The sequence below is a fragment of the Pseudomonas fluorescens genome (genome assembly GCF_902497895.1).
GTDB classification, from domain to species: Bacteria; Pseudomonadota; Gammaproteobacteria; order Pseudomonadales; family Pseudomonadaceae; genus Aquipseudomonas; species Aquipseudomonas fluorescens_BP.
Map to the genome: position 1 here is coordinate 1 of NZ_CABVHQ010000041.1, position 17,285 is coordinate 17,285.

The window sequence follows — 17,285 nt, forward strand, 5'->3', positions numbered from 1 at the left end:
GGGCATAGGATTTGCGACGACTGCGTCCTCGAACGCAGCCTCGCAGGCGCGGCAGCTGCTACGGATTCAGCCCTACGCCGTATTTCAAAGTTGTGTAGATACTTATGCCCAAGGGGGAGAGGGGGAAAGGGAGCCGATCTTCATGCGTCTCAAGGCCCGAGTTCGACTCGAACTTTCAGGTCGCAGCAGCTCGGCCACACACCTCGATCAGTCCCCTCTCCCCCTCGGGGAGAGGGTTAGGGTGAGGGGTCGATTCAACGCCGGACACAACCTCATAGGCACCCGTTGAACAGGGACACCGCTATGCCCACTGCCCTCTACCGATTTTTTTTAACTGTCTTGCTGCTATTGCCCCTTGCAGCACACGCCGGCGACGCCGAAGACTTCGTCGCGGCCAATCCCGTGCAGCAAGCCAAATTACTGGAAACCTGGGCCGCGCAACCCGATCCGGCCCGAGTCGAGCTGATCAACGCCCTGCAACAAGGTGCGCTGACCGTCGATGGCCTAGCCAGAACCCTGCGCCTGAACAACCGCCTGCGGGGTCTGATCGATACCACGCTGGCCTGTCATCAACTGCTCGCCGCTGACGTCAAAGTGCGTCTGGCCGCTGCGCAGCAACTGCAAAAAAGCGCCAAACCGGCGCAGCTGAAATTCCTCGACCAACAACTCGCCGGTGAACAGGATGAAGGCGTTCACGCCGCCATGAGCCTGGCCTTGGCCAACCTGCAGTTGGTGGACAGCGATCCGGCGGTGCGCCTGGCAGCCGTGCGACTGCTCGGTGAAACCGGTGATCCGCTGGCCCGCACGCGCCTCGAAGGGTTACTGGAACCCGGCGTCGAAACCGACGCGAATGTTCGCACTGCGGCCGAAACCAGCCTGGCCCAGGTCAAACGCAAACTGCTGGTCGGCGAGATGCTCGGCCAGGCTTTCAGCGGCATGTCGCTGGGCTCGATTCTGCTGCTGGCGGCGCTGGGTCTGGCAATTACCTTCGGCTTGCTTGGCGTGATCAACATGGCCCACGGCGAGATGCTGATGCTCGGTGCCTACGCAACCTATGTAGTGCAGTTGCTGTTCCAGCGCTTCGCCCCGCAAGCCATCGAGTTCTATCCGCTGGTGGCGCTGCCGGTGGCGTTTTTTGTCACCGCCGGGATCGGCATGGCGCTGGAGCGCACGGTGATTCGCCACCTCTACGGCCGTCCCTTGGAAACCCTGCTGGCGACCTGGGGCATCAGCCTGATGCTGATCCAGTGGGTGCGCCTGCTGTTCGGTGCGCAGAACGTCGAGGTCGCCAACCCGGCCTGGTTGTCGGGCGGGATTCAAGTGCTGCCCAATCTGGTGCTGCCGTACAACCGCATCGTGATCATCGCCTTTGCCCTGTTTGTGGTGGTGCTGACCTGGTTGTTGCTGAACAAGACCCGTCTCGGCCTGAACGTGCGCGCCGTGACCCAGAACCGCAACATGGCCGCCTGCTGCGGGGTGCCCACCGGGCGGGTGGACATGCTCGCCTTCGGCCTTGGCTCGGGTATCGCCGGGCTCGGTGGCGTGGCCTTGAGTCAGGTCGGCAACGTCGGCCCGGACCTGGGCCAAAGCTACATCATCGACTCGTTCCTGGTGGTGGTGCTCGGCGGTGTCGGCCAGTTGGCCGGTAGCGTGCTGGCGGCCTTCGGCCTGGGTATCGCCAACAAAATCCTCGAACCCCAGATCGGTGCCGTGCTCGGCAAGATCCTGATCCTCGCGCTGATCATTCTGTTTATCCAGAAACGCCCGCAAGGACTCTTCGCATTGAAAGGACGGGTGATCGACTGATGAACCAGCCACTGATGCTCACGGCTACGCAAAAGGCCGGAACCCAAGTCACCCTGATCGTCGGCAGTGTGCTGCTCGCGCTGCTGCTGGCCTTGCCGCTGCTGTCGCTGTTGGCGGCGGACCATCCGCTGCATGTCTCGGCCTACACCCTGACCCTGGTGGGCAAGATTCTCTGCTACGCGATTGTCGCGCTGGCACTGGATCTGGTCTGGGGTTACGCCGGTTTGTTGTCCCTTGGCCACGGGCTGTTCTTCGCCCTCGGCGGTTATGCGATGGGTATGTACCTGATGCGCCAGGCCGCGGGCGATGGGTTGCCGGCATTCATGACCTTTCTGTCGTGGACCGAATTACCCTGGTACTGGACCGGCACCAGCCACTTTCTCTGGGCGATGTGCCTGGTGGTGCTGGCGCCAGGTCTGCTCGCGCTGGTGTTCGGCTTCTTCGCCTTCCGTTCGCGGATCAAGGGCGTGTACTTTTCGATCATGACTCAGGCCCTGACCTTCGCCGGGATGCTGTTGTTCTTTCGCAACGAAACCGGGTTTGGTGGCAACAATGGTTTCACCAATTTTCGCAGCATTCTCGGTTTCGGCATCACCGAACCAGGCACCCGGGCGGTACTGTTTGTCGCCACGGTGCTGTTGCTGGTGGCCAGCCTGTTCATCGGCTGGCGCCTGGCGCAAAGCAAGTTCGGCCGGGTACTGACGGCCCTGCGTGACGCGGAAAACCGTCTGATGTTCTGCGGCTACGACCCGCGTGGGTTCAAGCTGTTCGTCTGGGTGCTGAGTGCCGTGTTGTGTGGTCTGGCAGGTGCGCTGTATGTGCCGCAGGTGGGGATCATCAACCCCAGCGAAATGTCCCCGACCAACTCCATCGAAGCCGCCGTATGGGTCGCCCTCGGCGGTCGCGGCACGCTGATCGGGCCACTGCTGGGTGCGGGTGTGGTCAACGGTATGAAGAGCTGGTTCACCGTGGCTTTCCCCGAGTACTGGCTGTTCTTCCTCGGCGCATTGTTTATCGTCGTGACCCTGTACCTGCCTAAAGGCGTGATCGGTCTGCTGAAGAAAAGGGGCGAACCATGAGAATCACACCAACGGCCGAATTCATGCTGGAGCCGATCCTCGAACCCAACAAAGACCAGGGCAGCAGCCGCGATGCCATCGGTCTGGGGCAACGTGTCGGCAAGGGTCTGGACACCCGTCACGGGACCATCCTGACCCTGGAAGACATCAGCGTCAGCTTCGATGGTTTCAAGGCGCTGAACGACTTGAACCTGTACATCGGCGTCGGCGAATTGCGCTGCATCATTGGCCCCAACGGCGCCGGCAAAACCACGTTGATGGACGTGATCACCGGCAAGACCCGGCCCAGCCATGGCAAGGCCTGGTTCGGCGAGACCCTGGATTTGACGCAAATGAGCGAGGTGCAGATCGCCCAGTCCGGGATCGGTCGCAAGTTTCAGAAACCCACGGTGTTTGAAGCCTTGAGCGTATTCGAGAACCTTGAACTGGCGCAGAAAACCGACAAGTCGGTATGGGCCAGCCTGCGGGCTCGACTCAGTGGCGAACAGAAAGATCGCATCGGCGAAGTACTCGAAACCATTCGCCTGACCCCCTCGGTCAATCGCCCGGCGGGTTTGCTGTCTCACGGTCAGAAGCAGTTTCTGGAGATCGGCATGCTATTGATGCAAGACCCGCAACTGCTGCTGCTCGATGAACCGGTGGCGGGCATGACCGACGCCGAAACCGAATTCACCGCCGAGCTGTTCAAGCGCCTGGCCGGCAGGCATTCGCTGATGGTGGTGGAACACGACATGGGCTTCGTCGGCTCGATTGCCGATCATGTCACGGTGTTGCATCAAGGGAGTGTGTTGGCCGAGGGGTCGCTGGAGCAGGTGCAGGAAAACGAACGGGTGATCGAGGTGTATTTAGGCCGGTAGCCGACCCCTCCCTGCCGGACCTGTGTGTGTGTGTAGGAGCTGTCGAGCGGAGCGAGGCTGCGATCTTTTGATCTATGTATATCGCACCTCAGGAGGATCAAAAGATCGCAGCCTCGCTCCGCTCGACAGCTCCTACACAGCTCCTACGAGAGCGGGTCAGCGTGAACCATAAGGAATTCGAACATGCTACAAGTCGACAAGCTGCATCAATACTACGGCGGTAGCCACATCCTGCGGGGCCTGTCGTTCGACGTGAAGGTCGGCGAGGTCACCTGCCTGCTCGGGCGTAACGGCGTCGGCAAGACCACGCTGCTCAAATGCCTGATGGGCCTGCTGCCCGCCAAAGAAGGCGCAGTGAACTGGGAAGGCAAGGCCATCACCGGCTACAAACCGCACCAGCGAGTGCATGCCGGAATCGCTTATGTGCCCCAAGGCCGGGAAATCTTCGGTCGGCTGACAGTGGAAGAGAACCTGTTGATGGGCTTGTCGCGCTTCCCGGGTTCCGCAGCCAAAGAGGTTCCGGCCTTTATCTACGAGTTGTTCCCGGTACTGCAGCAAATGAAGCAACGCCGTGGCGGCGATCTGTCCGGCGGTCAGCAACAACAACTGGCCATCGGCCGTGCCCTGGCCAGCCGCCCTCGCCTGCTGATTCTCGATGAACCCACCGAAGGCATTCAACCCTCGGTGATCAAGGAGATCGGTGCGGTGATCAAGCAGCTTGCAGCACGCGGTGACATGGCGATTCTGCTGGTGGAGCAGTTTTACGATTTCGCTGCCGAACTGGCCGATCAGTACCTGGTGATGTCCCGGGGCGAGATCGTCCAGCAAGGCCGTGGCGAAAACATGCAAGCCGAAGGTGTACGCGGATTGGTTACGATCTAACCTGTAGTGTCCTGACAATAACTGGAAATCATGAATCTTCCTGCCCATACCGCACTGTTCACCCCCAGCTGGCACGCCGAGCTGGAACTCGGCTACGCCCGCTTCGGCGATAGCACGCGTCCGGTCCAGCGCCGGCACAAGGGTCCGCTGCGCGTGCAGAAGCATTTGTATGCCGAAGGCCCGCAAGTCTGCCAGCACATCATCGTTCACCCGCCCGGCGGAATTGCCGGCGGCGATCGACTGGACATCAGCGCCCATGTCGGCACCGATGCCTGGGCGCAGTTGACCAGCCCCGGTGCGGCCAAGTGGTATCGCGCCGCCGGCCCGGCCTACCAGAAGCTGGACTTGCACGTTGCAGCCGGTGCGACTCTGGAATGGCTGCCGCAGGAAACCATCATCTTCAGCGCCGCCCAGGCCGAACTCGGCACGACAATCGAACTGAAAGGCGACGCCCGGCTGTTCTATTGGGATCTGGTGGCCTTGGGTCGTCCGGCCAGCGGTGAGCGCTTTGATCTGGGGCATTTCCAGGCGCAACTGGATATCCGCCGCGATGGGCAGTTGCTCTGGCACGAACGCCAGCGCATCGTCGGTAACGACGGTTTACTCGACTCGCCGATCGGCCTCGATGGCCAGCCGGTGTTTGCAACCTTGCTGGTAACCGGTGAAATTGATAGCGAGTTGCTGGAAGTCTGCCGCTCGTTGCCCAATCCGGTGCGCGGTGACCTGACCCAACTGCCTGGACTGCTGGTCGCCCGTTGCCTGGCCAGTGAAGCCTTGCAAGCGCGAGGTTGGTTGATCGATTTGTGGCGGTTGCTCAGGCCGGTATTGCTCGGCCGCGAGGCCGTCCCCCCAAGAATATGGAGTACCTGAACACCGCCCTCCCCCTGTAGGAGCTGCCGCAGGCTGCGATCTTTTGATCTTTGGATGGCGCGCCTCGGGAAGATCAAAAGATCGCAGCCTGCGGCAGCTCCTACGGGGTGTAAGACATAAGATTTTAATCTGCCAACAATGGATTCCAAACGATGGACCTGACCCCACGCGAAAAAGACAAAATGCTGATCTTCACCGCCGGTCTCGTGGCCGAGCGGCGGCTGGCCCGCGGTGTGAAACTCAACTACCCGGAAGCCATGGCCTACATCTCCGCCGCCCTGCTCGAAGGCGCCCGTGACGGCCGCACCGTGGCCGAGCTGATGCACTACGGCACCACCCTGCTCAGCCGCGAGCAGGTGATGGAGGGCATCCCGGAAATGATCCCGGAAATCCAGGTCGAAGCGACCTTCCCCGACGGCACCAAACTGGTCACCGTCCACCAACCCATCGCCTGAGACCGCACCATGACTTACCGCATTCGTGACGCGCAGCATGCAGACCTGCCGGCGATCCTCGACATTTACAACGATGCCGTACTCAACACCACCGCGATCTGGAACGAACAAGCCGTCGACCTCAACAACCGTCAGGCCTGGTTCAGCGCCCGGCAATCCCAGGGTTATCCGATTCTGGTCATTGTCGACGGCGACAACAGCGTACTGGGCTACGCTTCGTTTGGTGACTGGCGGCCCTTCGAGGGTTTCCGGCATACCGTCGAACACTCGGTTTACGTGCGCAGCGACCAACGGGGCAATGGCCTCGGTCCACGGCTGATGGAAGCGCTGATCGAGCGCGCCAGAGGCTGCGGCAAACACGTGATGGTCGCGGCCATCGAGAGCGGAAATGCCGTCTCGATTCGCCTGCACCAACGAGCCGGCTTCACCATCACCGGTCAGATGCCCCAAGTGGGCACCAAGTTCGGCCGCTGGCTCGACCTGACCTTTATGCAGCTGACCCTCAACCCAGGCGCGGAGCCGCCAGTCGCCGATCAGGAGTAATACCCGATGAACGCCGCTCAACTGCGTCGAGTCCATGCTGAAAGCTTTGCGCACTACCGCCAGGGTTTGATCGATCTGCTGCTCGACGCCGTGGGTTATGGCGCCAGTGTCGGCTTCATGGCCGATCTGGATGCCACTCAGGCCCGTGCTTATTTCGATGAGGTGCAGGCCAGTCTTGAGCAAGGCAGCGTGTTGCTATGGGTGGTGGTCAAGGACGAACAGGTACAGGCCAGCGTGCAACTTGCACTCTGCCAGAAAACCAACGGGCGTAATCGCGCCGAAGTCCAGAAGCTGCTGGTGCGTGAACACGCACGTCGGCGTGGTCTGGGCCAGCAGTTGTTGAGTGCCCTGGAGCTTGGCGCTCGCCAGCACAAACGCGGCATGCTCTACCTCGACACCGAAGCCGGTTCGACTGCCGAAGCCTTCTATCGCGCTCAGGGCTACACCCGAGCCGGTGAAATCCCCGACTACGCCTGCGACCCGAGCGGCCAGTACCGCCCGACCGCCCTCTACTACAAAATCCTCGGAGCCGTTGAATGATCCCTGGTGAATATCAGATCCAGCCCGGCGAAATCGAACTCAACGCCGGACGCCGCACCTTGAACCTGAGTGTTGCCAACAGCGGCGACCGGCCGATCCAGGTCGGCTCGCACTATCACTTTTTCGAAGCCAATGACGCCCTGACCTTCGACCGTGCCGCCAGCCGCGGGATGCGCCTGAACATCCCGGCCGGCACTGCCGTGCGCTTCGAACCGGGGCAGACGCGGGACATCGAGCTGGTAGACCTGGCCGGACTGCGCCGGGTGTTCGGGTTTGCCGGCAGGATCATGGGTGATCTGGATTGAAATTTTCGGTGCCCCCAAAAAGATCGCAGCCTGCGGCAGCTCCTACGCCGACCGCAGGCACCCGCAATCTCATGTGAACACCCCCAAGGCACCCGAAATCCCATGCGAACGCCCTAACGCACCCGAAATCTCGCGATCGTACGCATCCCCCCGTAGGAGCTGCCGAGCGCAGCGAGGCTGCGAATGTAGGAGCTGCCGAAGGCTGCGATAGCGAGCGACGCGAGCGGTCTCAAACCCACTTGAATCCCAAGGCAACCCCATGAAAATCTCAAGACAAGCCTACGCCGACATGTTCGGCCCCACCGTCGGTGACAAGGTCCGCCTGGCCGACACCGAACTGTGGATCGAGGTGGAAAAAGACTTCACCACCTATGGCGAAGAAGTGAAATTCGGCGGAGGCAAAGTGATCCGCGACGGCATGGGCCAGAGCCAGTTGCTCGCCGCCCAGGTGGTCGACACCCTGATCACCAACGCGCTGATTATCGACCACTGGGGCATCGTCAAAGCCGACGTCGGCCTCAAGGACGGCCGCATCGCCGCCATCGGCAAGGCCGGCAATCCGGACATCCAGCCCGACGTGACCATCGCCGTCGGCGCCAGCACTGAAGTGATTGCCGGCGAAGGCATGATCCTTACCGCCGGCGGTATCGACACCCACATCCACTTCATCTGCCCACAGCAGATCGAAGAAGCGCTGATGAGCGGCGTCACCACCATGATCGGCGGCGGCACGGGACCGGCCACCGGCACCAACGCCACTACCTGCACCTCTGGCCCGTGGCATCTGGCGCGCATGCTGCAAGCCGCCGACGCCTTCCCGATGAACATCGGTTTCACCGGCAAGGGCAACGCCAGCCTGCCGCAGCCGCTGATCGAACAGGTCAAGGCCGGGGCCATCGGTCTCAAGCTGCATGAAGACTGGGGCACCACACCGGCGGCCATCGACAACTGCCTGAGCGTCGCCGACCAATACGACGTGCAAGTGGCGATCCACACTGACACCCTGAACGAATCCGGCTTCGTCGAAACCACCCTCGCCGCGTTCAAGGGCCGGACCATCCACACCTACCACACCGAAGGCGCGGGCGGCGGTCATGCCCCGGACATCATCAAGGCCTGCGGCTTCCCCAACGTACTGCCAAGCTCGACCAACCCGACCCGACCGTTCACCCGCAACACCATCGACGAACACCTGGACATGCTGATGGTCTGCCATCACCTCGATCCGAGCATCGCCGAGGATGTGGCCTTCGCCGAAAGCCGCATCCGCCGCGAGACGATTGCCGCCGAAGACATCCTGCACGACCTCGGCGCATTTTCGATGATCAGCTCCGACAGCCAGGCCATGGGCCGGGTCGGAGAAGTCATCACCTGCACCTGGCAAACCGCCGACAAGATGAAAAAGCAGCGCGGCCCGCTACCCGGCGACGGTGAAGGCAACGACAACTTCCGCGCCAAACGCTACATCGCCAAGTACACCATCAACCCGGCGATCACCCACGGCATCAGCCATGAAGTGGGCTCGATCGAAGTGGGTAAATGGGCCGACCTGGTGCTCTGGCGCCCGGCGTTCTTCGGCGTCAAACCGACCCTGATCCTCAAAGGCGGAGCGATTGCCGCCAGCCTGATGGGCGATGCCAACGCCTCGATTCCAACCCCGCAACCCGTGCACTACCGACCGATGTTCGCAAGTTTCGGCGGCTCGCTGCACGCCACCAGCCTGACCTTCATCAGCCAGGCGGCGCAGGACGCCGGTCTTCCCGAAGCCCTGGGTTTGAAGAAGAAAATCGCCGTGGTCAAAGGCTGTCGCGAGGTGCAGAAAACCGACCTGATCCACAACGATTATCTGCCGAACATCGAGGTCGATTCGCAGACTTATCAGGTCAAGGCCGACGGCGTGTTGCTCTGGTGTGAGCCGGCTGAAGTGCTGCCGATGGCGCAGCGCTATTTCCTGTTCTGACACAGAAAAACCCCGAATGCTGCACTAACTGCATTCGGGGTTCGATTCATCCATCGCGCATCGTCACGCGTCGGTATCGACATCTTCCAGATTGAGTATTTCCTGCGGGGTCAGCAGATCAATGAGCTTTCGCTCTGCAGTCCTGATCTCGGCAGCCAATGCTCCGAATTTGCTGTTGTATTCAGCACTGGTCATTGTTCCCTTCGTTATCTCAAGCTGCTCCATGCGCTCATAGATCGGCTCATAAGCCAAATCGAACCTGGAACGGTATTTTTCTTTCAGGTATTCACCCCAGAAGTCACGACGAGCGATTGACTCAATCTCTGCCTTCGAATCTCTCAGACTGTTGACATGTTCCTCTGCTGCCCGCAGCTTGGCTCGAGACACGTATTCCAGACCGGCATATTCAGACTTTGTGGGCTGCCCGGGCAAGTCAAGCCTGTCCCTGAGGTTCACCCGATAAGTCAGCCGTACTTCGATTTGATCCATCAACAACAGTTGACGACCCTTTTCCTTCACGGATATGTCGGAACGGACAATCACTTCGATGCGTTCTTTTATGTCTTTCAGCGCGAACGCTTCAACCTCATCCAGACGGAAAAGACCTTTGGCCAACTCGAGCAATTCGAGACCTGCGCCATTGTCGCCGGCAAGCGCCAAGGCTTTATGAATCTGTACCTTGATTTCCAGTTGACTGAACACCAACGCGGCACGGTCACTACAAGTCTCTGGTTCACCCGCCGCTTTGAACAGCTCGTTACGCAGTACTTCATTTTCTTCAGCTGCATCCAGCACCGCCCAAACCCGTGCCTGGAGATCCGGGTAGGCCTTCTTGTACTCAGCCGTTTCACTCAGTTTTTCCAATAACCTGAAAAACTCCTCGCTTTCACTGACCGCTCTACCAGCTTCTCCGGATGCTTCTCTATCGAGGGCTTCTTTATCGAGAAGCTCCCACTGCGCCTTTCTTGCACCGAGTTCCGCCTGGGGAGTATCTCGTAGCCATCGATCAACTCGCTGCGCCGAAGGCGCTAAAGTGCCCCCTTGAGCACCCCGTTCATCAGGACCATCAGGTGGTACCGGCATCAACCCGGCCTGATCGTCATCCAGGTAGATACGTGCCAGGATGTCCGCATACTGCTGCAGGCCTTGATCAGAAAGAGGATTGCCGTTCAACTCGGTGATTTTCAACACCTTGTTGATGTTTGCCGCCTGTTCCGGCGGCGGATTCACCGCCCACTCAGGAAACGAGACGAGCTGGTTATCACGCAAATCGACCATCTCCAGACCTGCCTGGTCACGGAGCCCGACTGGCCACTCAGTGATGCCGGTCGCCTGCAATCGGACCTCGACCAATGCCGTCATCTGACTGAAGTCCGGGAGACGCGTCAGCGGATTGTGGCTTAGCTGCAAAATAGCGAGTTGATTCATTTTGGCCAGAGCGGCGGTGGCTTCGTCCGTTAGCGTGATGTTGTTCCTGGAAACATCCAGATGCAGCAGGGAATCTATCTCAGCGGCTTGTGTCGGGAAATCACGCAGCCCATTGTTTCGCAGCTTCAACTCCACGATAGACGGAAATGAATCGAGGAACTCATTGGGCATCGCCACAAGCCCCCGGTTACTCAAGTCCAAAAACCGCACATGAGGGAAATACCCTGTCAGAGCTGGAAGCTCTCCGACTGTGCGACCTCGAAGATTGAGTTCATAACCCATTTCAGAACCATTCTCCGCGTATTGCATTGTCCCTAGGCGTTTCTGCCAGCAACGTTCGAGCAATTGCGCGACGACTTTCTTTTCATACGGCTCGACAGGCACACCACTTCCATCCGGCAGAGTGCGCGTAGAAGGTGTCGATTCCCATTGCCGCAACTCGTTGCGCAAGCCTTGAAGCTCAGCCTCGAGATTGACCAGATACAACTCACGCCGGGCCCCTGTCTGCTCCAGAAACCTGTCAATTTGTGCATCGGTATAATCGGGGAAAAGTCTGAGTACCCTGTGCTGATCCGCTAGCAGTCGCTGGCTCACGCCTGCCCCACGCCCACTCAGTGGATAGCCCGGACGACCATTGACCCAGTGCCTGGGTGCCTTGAACCAGGGTTTGATTGGCTGCATCTTCAACACCGAGCGCAGCTCATTGCGCGAGAGTGCATGCTGCCTGATCAAGGTTTTCAGTTCCGGCCCATGCCCCACGTGAGGCAGACCCAAAGCGTCGCGATGTGTATCGGGCAAGGCATGCTGAAGGGTGGCGTAGAGGTCGTCGGCGCCGTGCAAGTGACCATCTTTCTCATCACGCGCCTCATACGATCCTTTTTCATTTCGCACCAGAACCTTGCGACTTGCAGCATCCTCAGGCCCGACACTTGCCCGTAATTTTCCACTGAACGAACCTTCTCGAACTTCAACTCGCAAATCGTTCGACCAGCCAGGCAGCTTCTTGAGCGTATTGAGCACGAGGTTCTCTGTGTCCGGGCTGATCAGCGCTTCCAGATAAAGCCCCTCATATGCATGCGCCAGACGCACTTCGCGCTGAATCCAGCGCAACGCCTCTGCCAGCCCCAGCGGTATGGGCTTGGTCTGCAGCTTGTCGGCGAAGTCCCATTTGGCCATTTGTTGTCGTTGCGCACTGCTGGCGTCGGCCAGCAGCTCTTCGACAACGTTCGTGGGCACATTGGAAAAGCGCGCTTTAAGCAGATTGACCCGAGGATCGTTGCTCACGCTCTTGGCGTTGTAGACGTTATTGAACAGCGAGGCTTTACGGCTTTCGGCAACCGTGGCGATCTTCCTGCGCAGTTTCGCGATGCGTTCATCCAGAGAACCACGCGGGGTTCCAGGCTTTTGCTCCAGTATCGTATTGGTTTCGTTCTCATCCAGGGCTTCCAGGAGCGTTTTCAGCAACTCCCCGCTGCGCAACTGCGCATCGTGTATCTGCACGGTACGGATCTCGCCCTGAGCACTCCTTGGGGTGACGTATTGCCAGGTCGTCTTGGCCTGTGCATCGATAATCCGTATCGAAACCGTGTCCGGCCACTTGCCATAACGCGTCATGACAAGCAGCTGATCGATTGAATGATCCTTGGCAGACACCGCTGAGCTGTCGCTTTTCATGTCGGCGATAAAATCCTCGACCTGCTTATAAGCGTCAAACCGTTTGATCGTATCGGCCAGCATCGGCGCAGGGGGTTCATGCTCGACATGCATTCTGCGCAAGACGTCCTCATCGGTGGCGCTGACACTGCGAATCTGTTCCAGCTCCGCGTCGCTGAACTCACTGACGGAGTGACCCAGGCGCCGCATCAGCTCCGGCCCCTCCCAGGTCTGAGGCTGTTCCAATTCATGACTCCAGGCACCGGTGCCGTTAGTGTTCAGTTCAGGTGTGTACGCATCCTCGCGCGCAGGATGTTGAATTCTGTACTTGCCGTTAGCCGGCTCTTTTTTCACCGCATAGTACTTATCTTCCAGCGGCAAAATGTCCTGACCATCGTATTGATGCAGGCCCAGATCGTCTGGCTTCGTACCCAGTGTCGGTATTTTCTGCTCGTAGCCTTCCAGCGAGGGCTTCCATAAAAGACTCTTCCCGTCAGGCATCTTGACGGGTTTCAAAGCATCGACGACCCCTGGGGCATTGATCGCGGGTATCACTTTTGCACCCGCTGCAATAAAAGCGACATTCAACGCCACACTCGAAAAGTGTTCCCACATCTCTTTGAATTCGCCTTGCTCGGCGGCCTCGATTCCCTCGAACACCTCGGACATCATCTGGGCGGCGCCCACCGCCAACATGATTTCGCCAAGCCCGGGCACCACAAAGGCGGCAAGGTTGAACACACTCTGGACCGCGCTGATGTAACTCTCCATCTTCTTGAGGCGGGCTTTCTTGTCTTCATCGCCGGTAGGTACCGCCACCGCCCGGGCATCATTGATGATTTTGTTGATTCTTTCTTCGCGTAGGTACTTCCAGAGATTGCCCTGAACAAGGGTTTCCCCTACCGACAGGCGCACGCGTCGCTGATTCGGGATCGGCGCGTAATCCTTGGCCTGTGAATAGGCTTCAGATGGATCGAGTTTTTCACTCAATGACCGGAAAAAAGTCCCCTGGTGGCGCTGTGGAACAAAACGGCTAAAAAAAAGCCGATAGGCGGACGTATGCAAGCGGGCCTTCAGATCGGCTTCGAAATCCTCAGACGATGCGTACTCTTTGAGAGGCTGAGCCGGATCGCCCGGGATATAGACGACCAAACGTTCGACACGGTCGCTGCCCAGGCGATCGGGACCGATCAGCAGGATCCCGCTCAGTTCAACGTCCAGCATCTTCAGACCGGCATAGCACACCGCTCGTTCATCCAGGGTAATACCAGGCTTGTCACCCACTACCTGCAGCAGCATCTGGTAGGCATCGGCGCTAATGCCTGAGTTCGCCCCGTCCGATGTCGACTCCAGATGCTGCATATAGGCGACCTGTGCCGATACAGCCAGCATGTGCTTTTGGTTGCTGCTCAGCGTTGTTTCCACTACCGCACGCTCCCAAGCGTCATCTTGCTGGAGAACGGCACTGATATGCTCCTGATATTGACGCCCCAGGTCCAGGCTGCGACATAGCTCGGCAAATGCCTCGGGCGCGATCGATACGGCCAGTTTCATGACCTCATCCTTGGTCGCGATGATCTCGCCGCCGTAAGAACTCCATCGGGTGATGATTTGACAATCGTCACAGCTGCTTTTCCGAGCTTCATCGGGTTCGAAGTTACCCAGCGCGGCTTCCAGTAGGGTGATGCCTTTATAGAAATCGTTCAGAGAAGAATCTGTTTCTTTATCCAACTCCAGTACCCGATCAAAGCCGTGCCTCCCCCCTCCCCCAGCACGGTACTTACGGGCAAAAAAGACTTGTCTGACATTAAGTTGCAGTTTGAATTTATCCTGAATGGCCTGGGTCAGTAATGGCTCGGCAAATTCAAGGATATCCTGAATACCGCTCAATATTTTTTCGACTTCATTGAGCGACTTTCGATAAGCCGCATGGCTTTCTTTTGAGGAAACTTTCAATACAGAAGATGCTTTTTTATACCACTCGGGAAGAACCAGCTGATGAGCACTGAGCTCTTCCTGTCTTTTATCGGAAGCGCCCAAATACCACTGGGGGATTTTTTCTTTCAAGAATTGATAATGAACCCCATTGTTCTCGGCCGACAAAGAGGGCGAACCTTCCATAGCTTTAACAGCTCCATGATCTGACATTTACAACTACCTCAGCACGTATAGAAGCGCTCAGTTTACTCATCCTCACCTAAAACAAAAAACCCAATAAACTCATCTAACATGCAGAAAACAACCCTAACACTTCAAATAAACAGTCGTTAAAAATAACTAAATACCACCTCGTCAGCACATCGAGGCCGGCACCTTCGTCGGTGCGTGCCGGAGGGGAACGACAAAGGCGCCAGGATGCGCCACACTTCCTGACTATCACTGCCCCAACAAGGTCACCGGCCATGCGCCTATCCGAATTCATCGTGCAACACGTGGATCGCATCGTCGATGAGTGGGAGCAGTTCGCCAAAGCCATCGCACCTGACGTCGACTCAATGAGCCGGGCGATGCTGCGCGACCATGCCAGGTCGATCCTGCTGGCCGCGTCACGGGACATGAAGACCGCGCAAACCGCCAGCGAACAGGCTGCGAAAGCCAAGGGCGAAGGGCCGGAGAAAACCCCGAGCCTGGATCAGGCCGCGGCCAGCCACGGCGAGCTCAGGCATACCGCCGGGTTTGATCTGGTGCAGATGACCGCCGAATTTCGGCATTTACGCGCCTGTGTGATTCGGCTGTGGGTCAGCAGCCTGGAGTCGCCCGATCTGGCTTATTTCCAGGACATGATCCGTTTCAATGAAGCCATCGACGAAGCCCTGGCCGAGTCCACCGCCGCTTACGCCGAGCAGGTCAACCGTTCGCGGGACATCTTCCTGGCCATCCTCGGCCATGACCTGCGCGCGCCCTTGCAGGCCGTGAGCATGTCCGCCGAGATGCTGGTGCGCAAAGCCAAACTGGATACCGATGCGCTGAACTACGTTTCACTCATCAAGAACGGTGCCCGCCATATGGCCGTGATGGTTAACGATTTGCTGGAGTTCGTGCGCAGCCGGCTGGGCAACAGCCTGCCCATCGAACCGACACTCATGGACCTGGCCAGTGCCGCGCAGGCCGCCATCGATGAAGCCTGCGCCGGGCAGCCCGACTGCACGGCAACCTTGAATGTCCAGGGAGACACCCAAGGGGAATGGGACCGTGGCCGGCTTGATCAGTTGCTGCAAAACCTGATCGGCAACGCACTGCAGCATGGCGCCAATAAACGCCCGGTGACCTTGAGCATCACCGGCGGCGAAGAACAGGTCAGCCTGACCATGCACAACTATGGCGAGCCGATTCCCGAAGACGCCCAGGTCACCATCTTCGACCCGTTGGTACGCAGCGCCAGCGAGGAAATCGCCGGCCGCTCCACCAGCCTCGGCCTGGGGCTTTTCATTGCCCGGGAAGTGGTGATTGCCCATCAGGGCACGATCGAAGTCAGCTCGAATGAGGCAGATGGCACCACCTTTACGGTGGTTTTGCCCAAATGTGCACAGCCTGCGCAGCCTCTGTAGGACGGTTGGTTTTTTCCTGATCAAACCGGCGCTTTGCGCCTCCCCTTCGCACCTGAAACCCATCGTTACTAGCAGATCTGCTAGTACCCAGCGCTATGCAGAACGAGTAAAACTGGGGGCCTTGATTAAAGTCGACGAGCTCAACAAGGACGGCCTCTTCATGACCCACTCAATGGTTGATGAGCACAACAACTCGCGCCAACAACGCACCATCCTGCTGGCAACCGACGATAAAAACTCCGTCCTCGCCGAAATCGCGGAGGACAAACCAAATTCCATCGCCTATTCCGCCTATGGCCAACAGTCCGCGCAACAAGAGATCGCGACGCGCCTGGGTTTCAACGGTGAATTGCGCGAGGCGCGTATTGGCTGGTATTTGCTGGGTAACGGCTACCGCGCTTACAACCCGATATTGATGCGCTTTCATAGCCCGGACAGTTGGAGCCCGTTTGGAAGGGGTGGGTTGAATGCATATATGTACTGCGTGGGGGATCCGGTGAATTTTTCGGATCCGACAGGGCATATGAGATGGAGGTTTTGGAGAGCTCGTACAACTGGTGCATCTAGTCCACCCCACTCACCACCTACCCTCAGGAATACCACTGCCACACTCAACGTTCGAAGAACTCTTGAAAGTCGCGGTCTAGCACCAGTTAGCCGTAATGAGTATGCAGCAGTTCCAACGGCCTCGTCTTCTACGGCCACACCCATATCCGCTGGAGGTGCGACGTCTTCGCCGTCCTCGCACGTATCCAGCTCAGTGGAAAGAAATAGGTCAATGGGCCTACCTGATAATTACCGGAGTTGGGTGCCACCACGGAGTCCAGAACCGGAAACAATACCTTGGTCCCGATATCTTGAGGAAATCGCCAGGACCCCTCACGGTCCCTCTGGAAGGAGCTCGACGCCGGCTAACGCAATGTTCGCCTCAAACCCTGGTCCATCCAGGCGCCCTCTACAGTGGCACGATGCTGGTCGTGATGCTCAAGGTGTAGACCGAATCGTCTTGCGTCCGGGTCCGCCTCCTCCGCCTGTTCCTGACAGACTGCTTCCAAATTACAATATGCGTCGTGCTGATGGTTCAACATATTTTGATATAGAAGCAGCCAAAGAGCAAATTAGAGGCGGAAAGAGAATACGGGAATAATCCCTTCTGCAATCAGGGCTCGTCAAAAAGCGATCATTAAAAAAGTGTAAAAAAGGTAAAAAAGTGTAAAAAAGGGGACGGATTTATTTACTGCGACAGACACCAGTCCAATGCATGAGCGAGGCTTGCCCGCTATGAGGTCCGTGATGCCAGTAACCATCAAGAGCGGGCACTTCGCTCAAGAATTTTCCGACGAGGTTTGAGGGTTGCGT

General features: G+C 58.4%; 14 protein-coding genes. 12 read left to right on the forward strand and 2 right to left on the reverse strand.

All coding sequences use genetic code 11. The annotated features are described in order from the left end of the window. Positions 1–303 precede the first annotated feature (303 nt). The 10 genes from urtB to ureC all read left to right on the forward strand — a co-directional run bounded on the left by urtB (position 304) and on the right by ureC (position 9,297). On the forward strand, positions 304–1,806 hold the full coding sequence (gene urtB / locus F8N21_RS19630; RefSeq protein ID WP_150643687.1) for an urea ABC transporter permease subunit UrtB: 1,503 nt from the start codon (positions 304–306) through the stop codon (positions 1,804–1,806). Beyond that, entirely contained in the window at positions 1,806–2,885 is a 1,080-nt protein-coding gene (urtC, locus tag F8N21_RS19635) for an urea ABC transporter permease subunit UrtC (protein WP_150643688.1), read from the forward strand. The genes urtB and urtC overlap by 1 nt, the downstream gene beginning before the upstream one ends. Then, positions 2,882–3,742 carry an urea ABC transporter ATP-binding protein UrtD gene (urtD, locus tag F8N21_RS19640; RefSeq protein WP_150643689.1) on the forward strand — a complete coding sequence of 287 codons (861 nt, stop codon included), beginning with the start codon at positions 2,882–2,884 and terminating at the stop codon, positions 3,740–3,742. Before urtC ends, urtD begins: the two co-directional genes overlap by 4 nt. 183 nt (positions 3,743–3,925) lie before the next feature. Then, positions 3,926–4,624, forward strand: coding sequence for an urea ABC transporter ATP-binding subunit UrtE (gene urtE / locus F8N21_RS19645; RefSeq protein WP_150643690.1), 699 nt, complete (start codon positions 3,926–3,928; stop codon positions 4,622–4,624). A 30-nt stretch (positions 4,625–4,654) separates the two neighbouring features. Next, positions 4,655–5,494, forward strand: coding sequence for an urease accessory protein UreD (locus F8N21_RS19650; RefSeq protein WP_150643691.1), 840 nt, complete (start codon positions 4,655–4,657; stop codon positions 5,492–5,494). 152 nt (positions 5,495–5,646) lie between these two features. Then, complete coding sequence (ureA, locus tag F8N21_RS19655; protein WP_150643692.1) at positions 5,647–5,949, forward strand: urease subunit gamma; 303 nt, start codon at positions 5,647–5,649, stop codon at positions 5,947–5,949. A gap of 9 nt (positions 5,950–5,958) precedes the next feature. Then, positions 5,959–6,492 carry a GNAT family N-acetyltransferase gene (locus F8N21_RS19660; protein ID WP_150643693.1) on the forward strand — a complete coding sequence of 178 codons (534 nt, stop codon included), beginning with the start codon at positions 5,959–5,961 and terminating at the stop codon, positions 6,490–6,492. A 6-nt stretch (positions 6,493–6,498) separates the two neighbouring features. Then, complete coding sequence (locus F8N21_RS19665; RefSeq protein ID WP_150643694.1) at positions 6,499–7,032, forward strand: GNAT family N-acetyltransferase; 534 nt, start codon at positions 6,499–6,501, stop codon at positions 7,030–7,032. Then, positions 7,029–7,337, forward strand: a complete 309-nt coding sequence (locus F8N21_RS19670) for an urease subunit beta (RefSeq protein WP_150643695.1) — start codon at positions 7,029–7,031, stop codon at positions 7,335–7,337. The genes F8N21_RS19665 and F8N21_RS19670 overlap by 4 nt, the downstream gene beginning before the upstream one ends. 259 nt (positions 7,338–7,596) lie before the next feature. Then, complete coding sequence (ureC, locus tag F8N21_RS19675) at positions 7,597–9,297, forward strand: urease subunit alpha (protein WP_150643696.1); 1,701 nt, start codon at positions 7,597–7,599, stop codon at positions 9,295–9,297. 63 nt (positions 9,298–9,360) lie between these two features. On the opposite strand, the gene F8N21_RS19680 is transcribed toward ureC, so the two are convergent. Beyond that, positions 9,361–14,499: an NEL-type E3 ubiquitin ligase domain-containing protein gene (locus tag F8N21_RS19680; RefSeq protein WP_191624358.1), complete on the reverse strand. Its 5,139-nt coding sequence runs from the start codon at positions 14,497–14,499 to the stop codon at positions 9,361–9,363. A 281-nt stretch (positions 14,500–14,780) separates the two neighbouring features. On the opposite strand from F8N21_RS19680, the gene F8N21_RS19685 reads away from it, so the two are divergent. Beyond that, the gene (locus F8N21_RS19685; protein ID WP_150643698.1) at positions 14,781–15,926 is read left to right on the forward strand and encodes a sensor histidine kinase; all 1,146 of its coding nucleotides are present in this window, start codon (positions 14,781–14,783) and stop codon (positions 15,924–15,926) included. Between the two features lie 169 nt (positions 15,927–16,095). Here F8N21_RS19685 and F8N21_RS31020 read toward each other — a convergent pair whose 3' ends face one another. Then, positions 16,096–16,353 (reverse strand): hypothetical protein, encoded by a 258-nt coding sequence (locus tag F8N21_RS31020; RefSeq protein ID WP_224788256.1) that lies wholly within the window; start codon positions 16,351–16,353, stop codon positions 16,096–16,098. Here F8N21_RS31020 and F8N21_RS19690 point away from each other — a divergent pair. Then, on the forward strand, positions 16,258–17,073 hold the full coding sequence (locus F8N21_RS19690; protein ID WP_263597304.1) for an RHS repeat-associated core domain-containing protein: 816 nt from the start codon (positions 16,258–16,260) through the stop codon (positions 17,071–17,073). The two genes, F8N21_RS31020 and F8N21_RS19690, sit on opposite strands and share 96 nt — an antisense overlap. Positions 17,074–17,285: the final 212 nt, after the last annotated feature.

Coding starts and splice junctions, on each gene's coding strand:
- F8N21_RS31020 (WP_224788256.1), bottom strand. CDS start 16,353: ATGAAAGCGCATCAATATCGGGTTGTAAGCGCGGTAGCCGTTACCCAG.
- ureA (WP_150643692.1), top strand. CDS start 5,647: ATGGACCTGACCCCACGCGAAAAAGACAAAATGCTGATCTTCACCGCC.
- urtE (WP_150643690.1), top strand. CDS start 3,926: ATGCTACAAGTCGACAAGCTGCATCAATACTACGGCGGTAGCCACATC.
- urtB (WP_150643687.1), top strand. CDS start 304: ATGCCCACTGCCCTCTACCGATTTTTTTTAACTGTCTTGCTGCTATTG.
- urtC (WP_150643688.1), top strand. CDS start 1,806: ATGAACCAGCCACTGATGCTCACGGCTACGCAAAAGGCCGGAACCCAA.
- ureC (WP_150643696.1), top strand. CDS start 7,597: ATGAAAATCTCAAGACAAGCCTACGCCGACATGTTCGGCCCCACCGTC.
- F8N21_RS19670 (WP_150643695.1), top strand. CDS start 7,029: ATGATCCCTGGTGAATATCAGATCCAGCCCGGCGAAATCGAACTCAAC.
- F8N21_RS19650 (WP_150643691.1), top strand. CDS start 4,655: ATGAATCTTCCTGCCCATACCGCACTGTTCACCCCCAGCTGGCACGCC.
- F8N21_RS19685 (WP_150643698.1), top strand. CDS start 14,781: ATGCGCCTATCCGAATTCATCGTGCAACACGTGGATCGCATCGTCGAT.
- F8N21_RS19660 (WP_150643693.1), top strand. CDS start 5,959: ATGACTTACCGCATTCGTGACGCGCAGCATGCAGACCTGCCGGCGATC.
- F8N21_RS19665 (WP_150643694.1), top strand. CDS start 6,499: ATGAACGCCGCTCAACTGCGTCGAGTCCATGCTGAAAGCTTTGCGCAC.
- urtD (WP_150643689.1), top strand. CDS start 2,882: ATGAGAATCACACCAACGGCCGAATTCATGCTGGAGCCGATCCTCGAA.
- F8N21_RS19680 (WP_191624358.1), bottom strand. CDS start 14,499: ATGGAAGGTTCGCCCTCTTTGTCGGCCGAGAACAATGGGGTTCATTAT.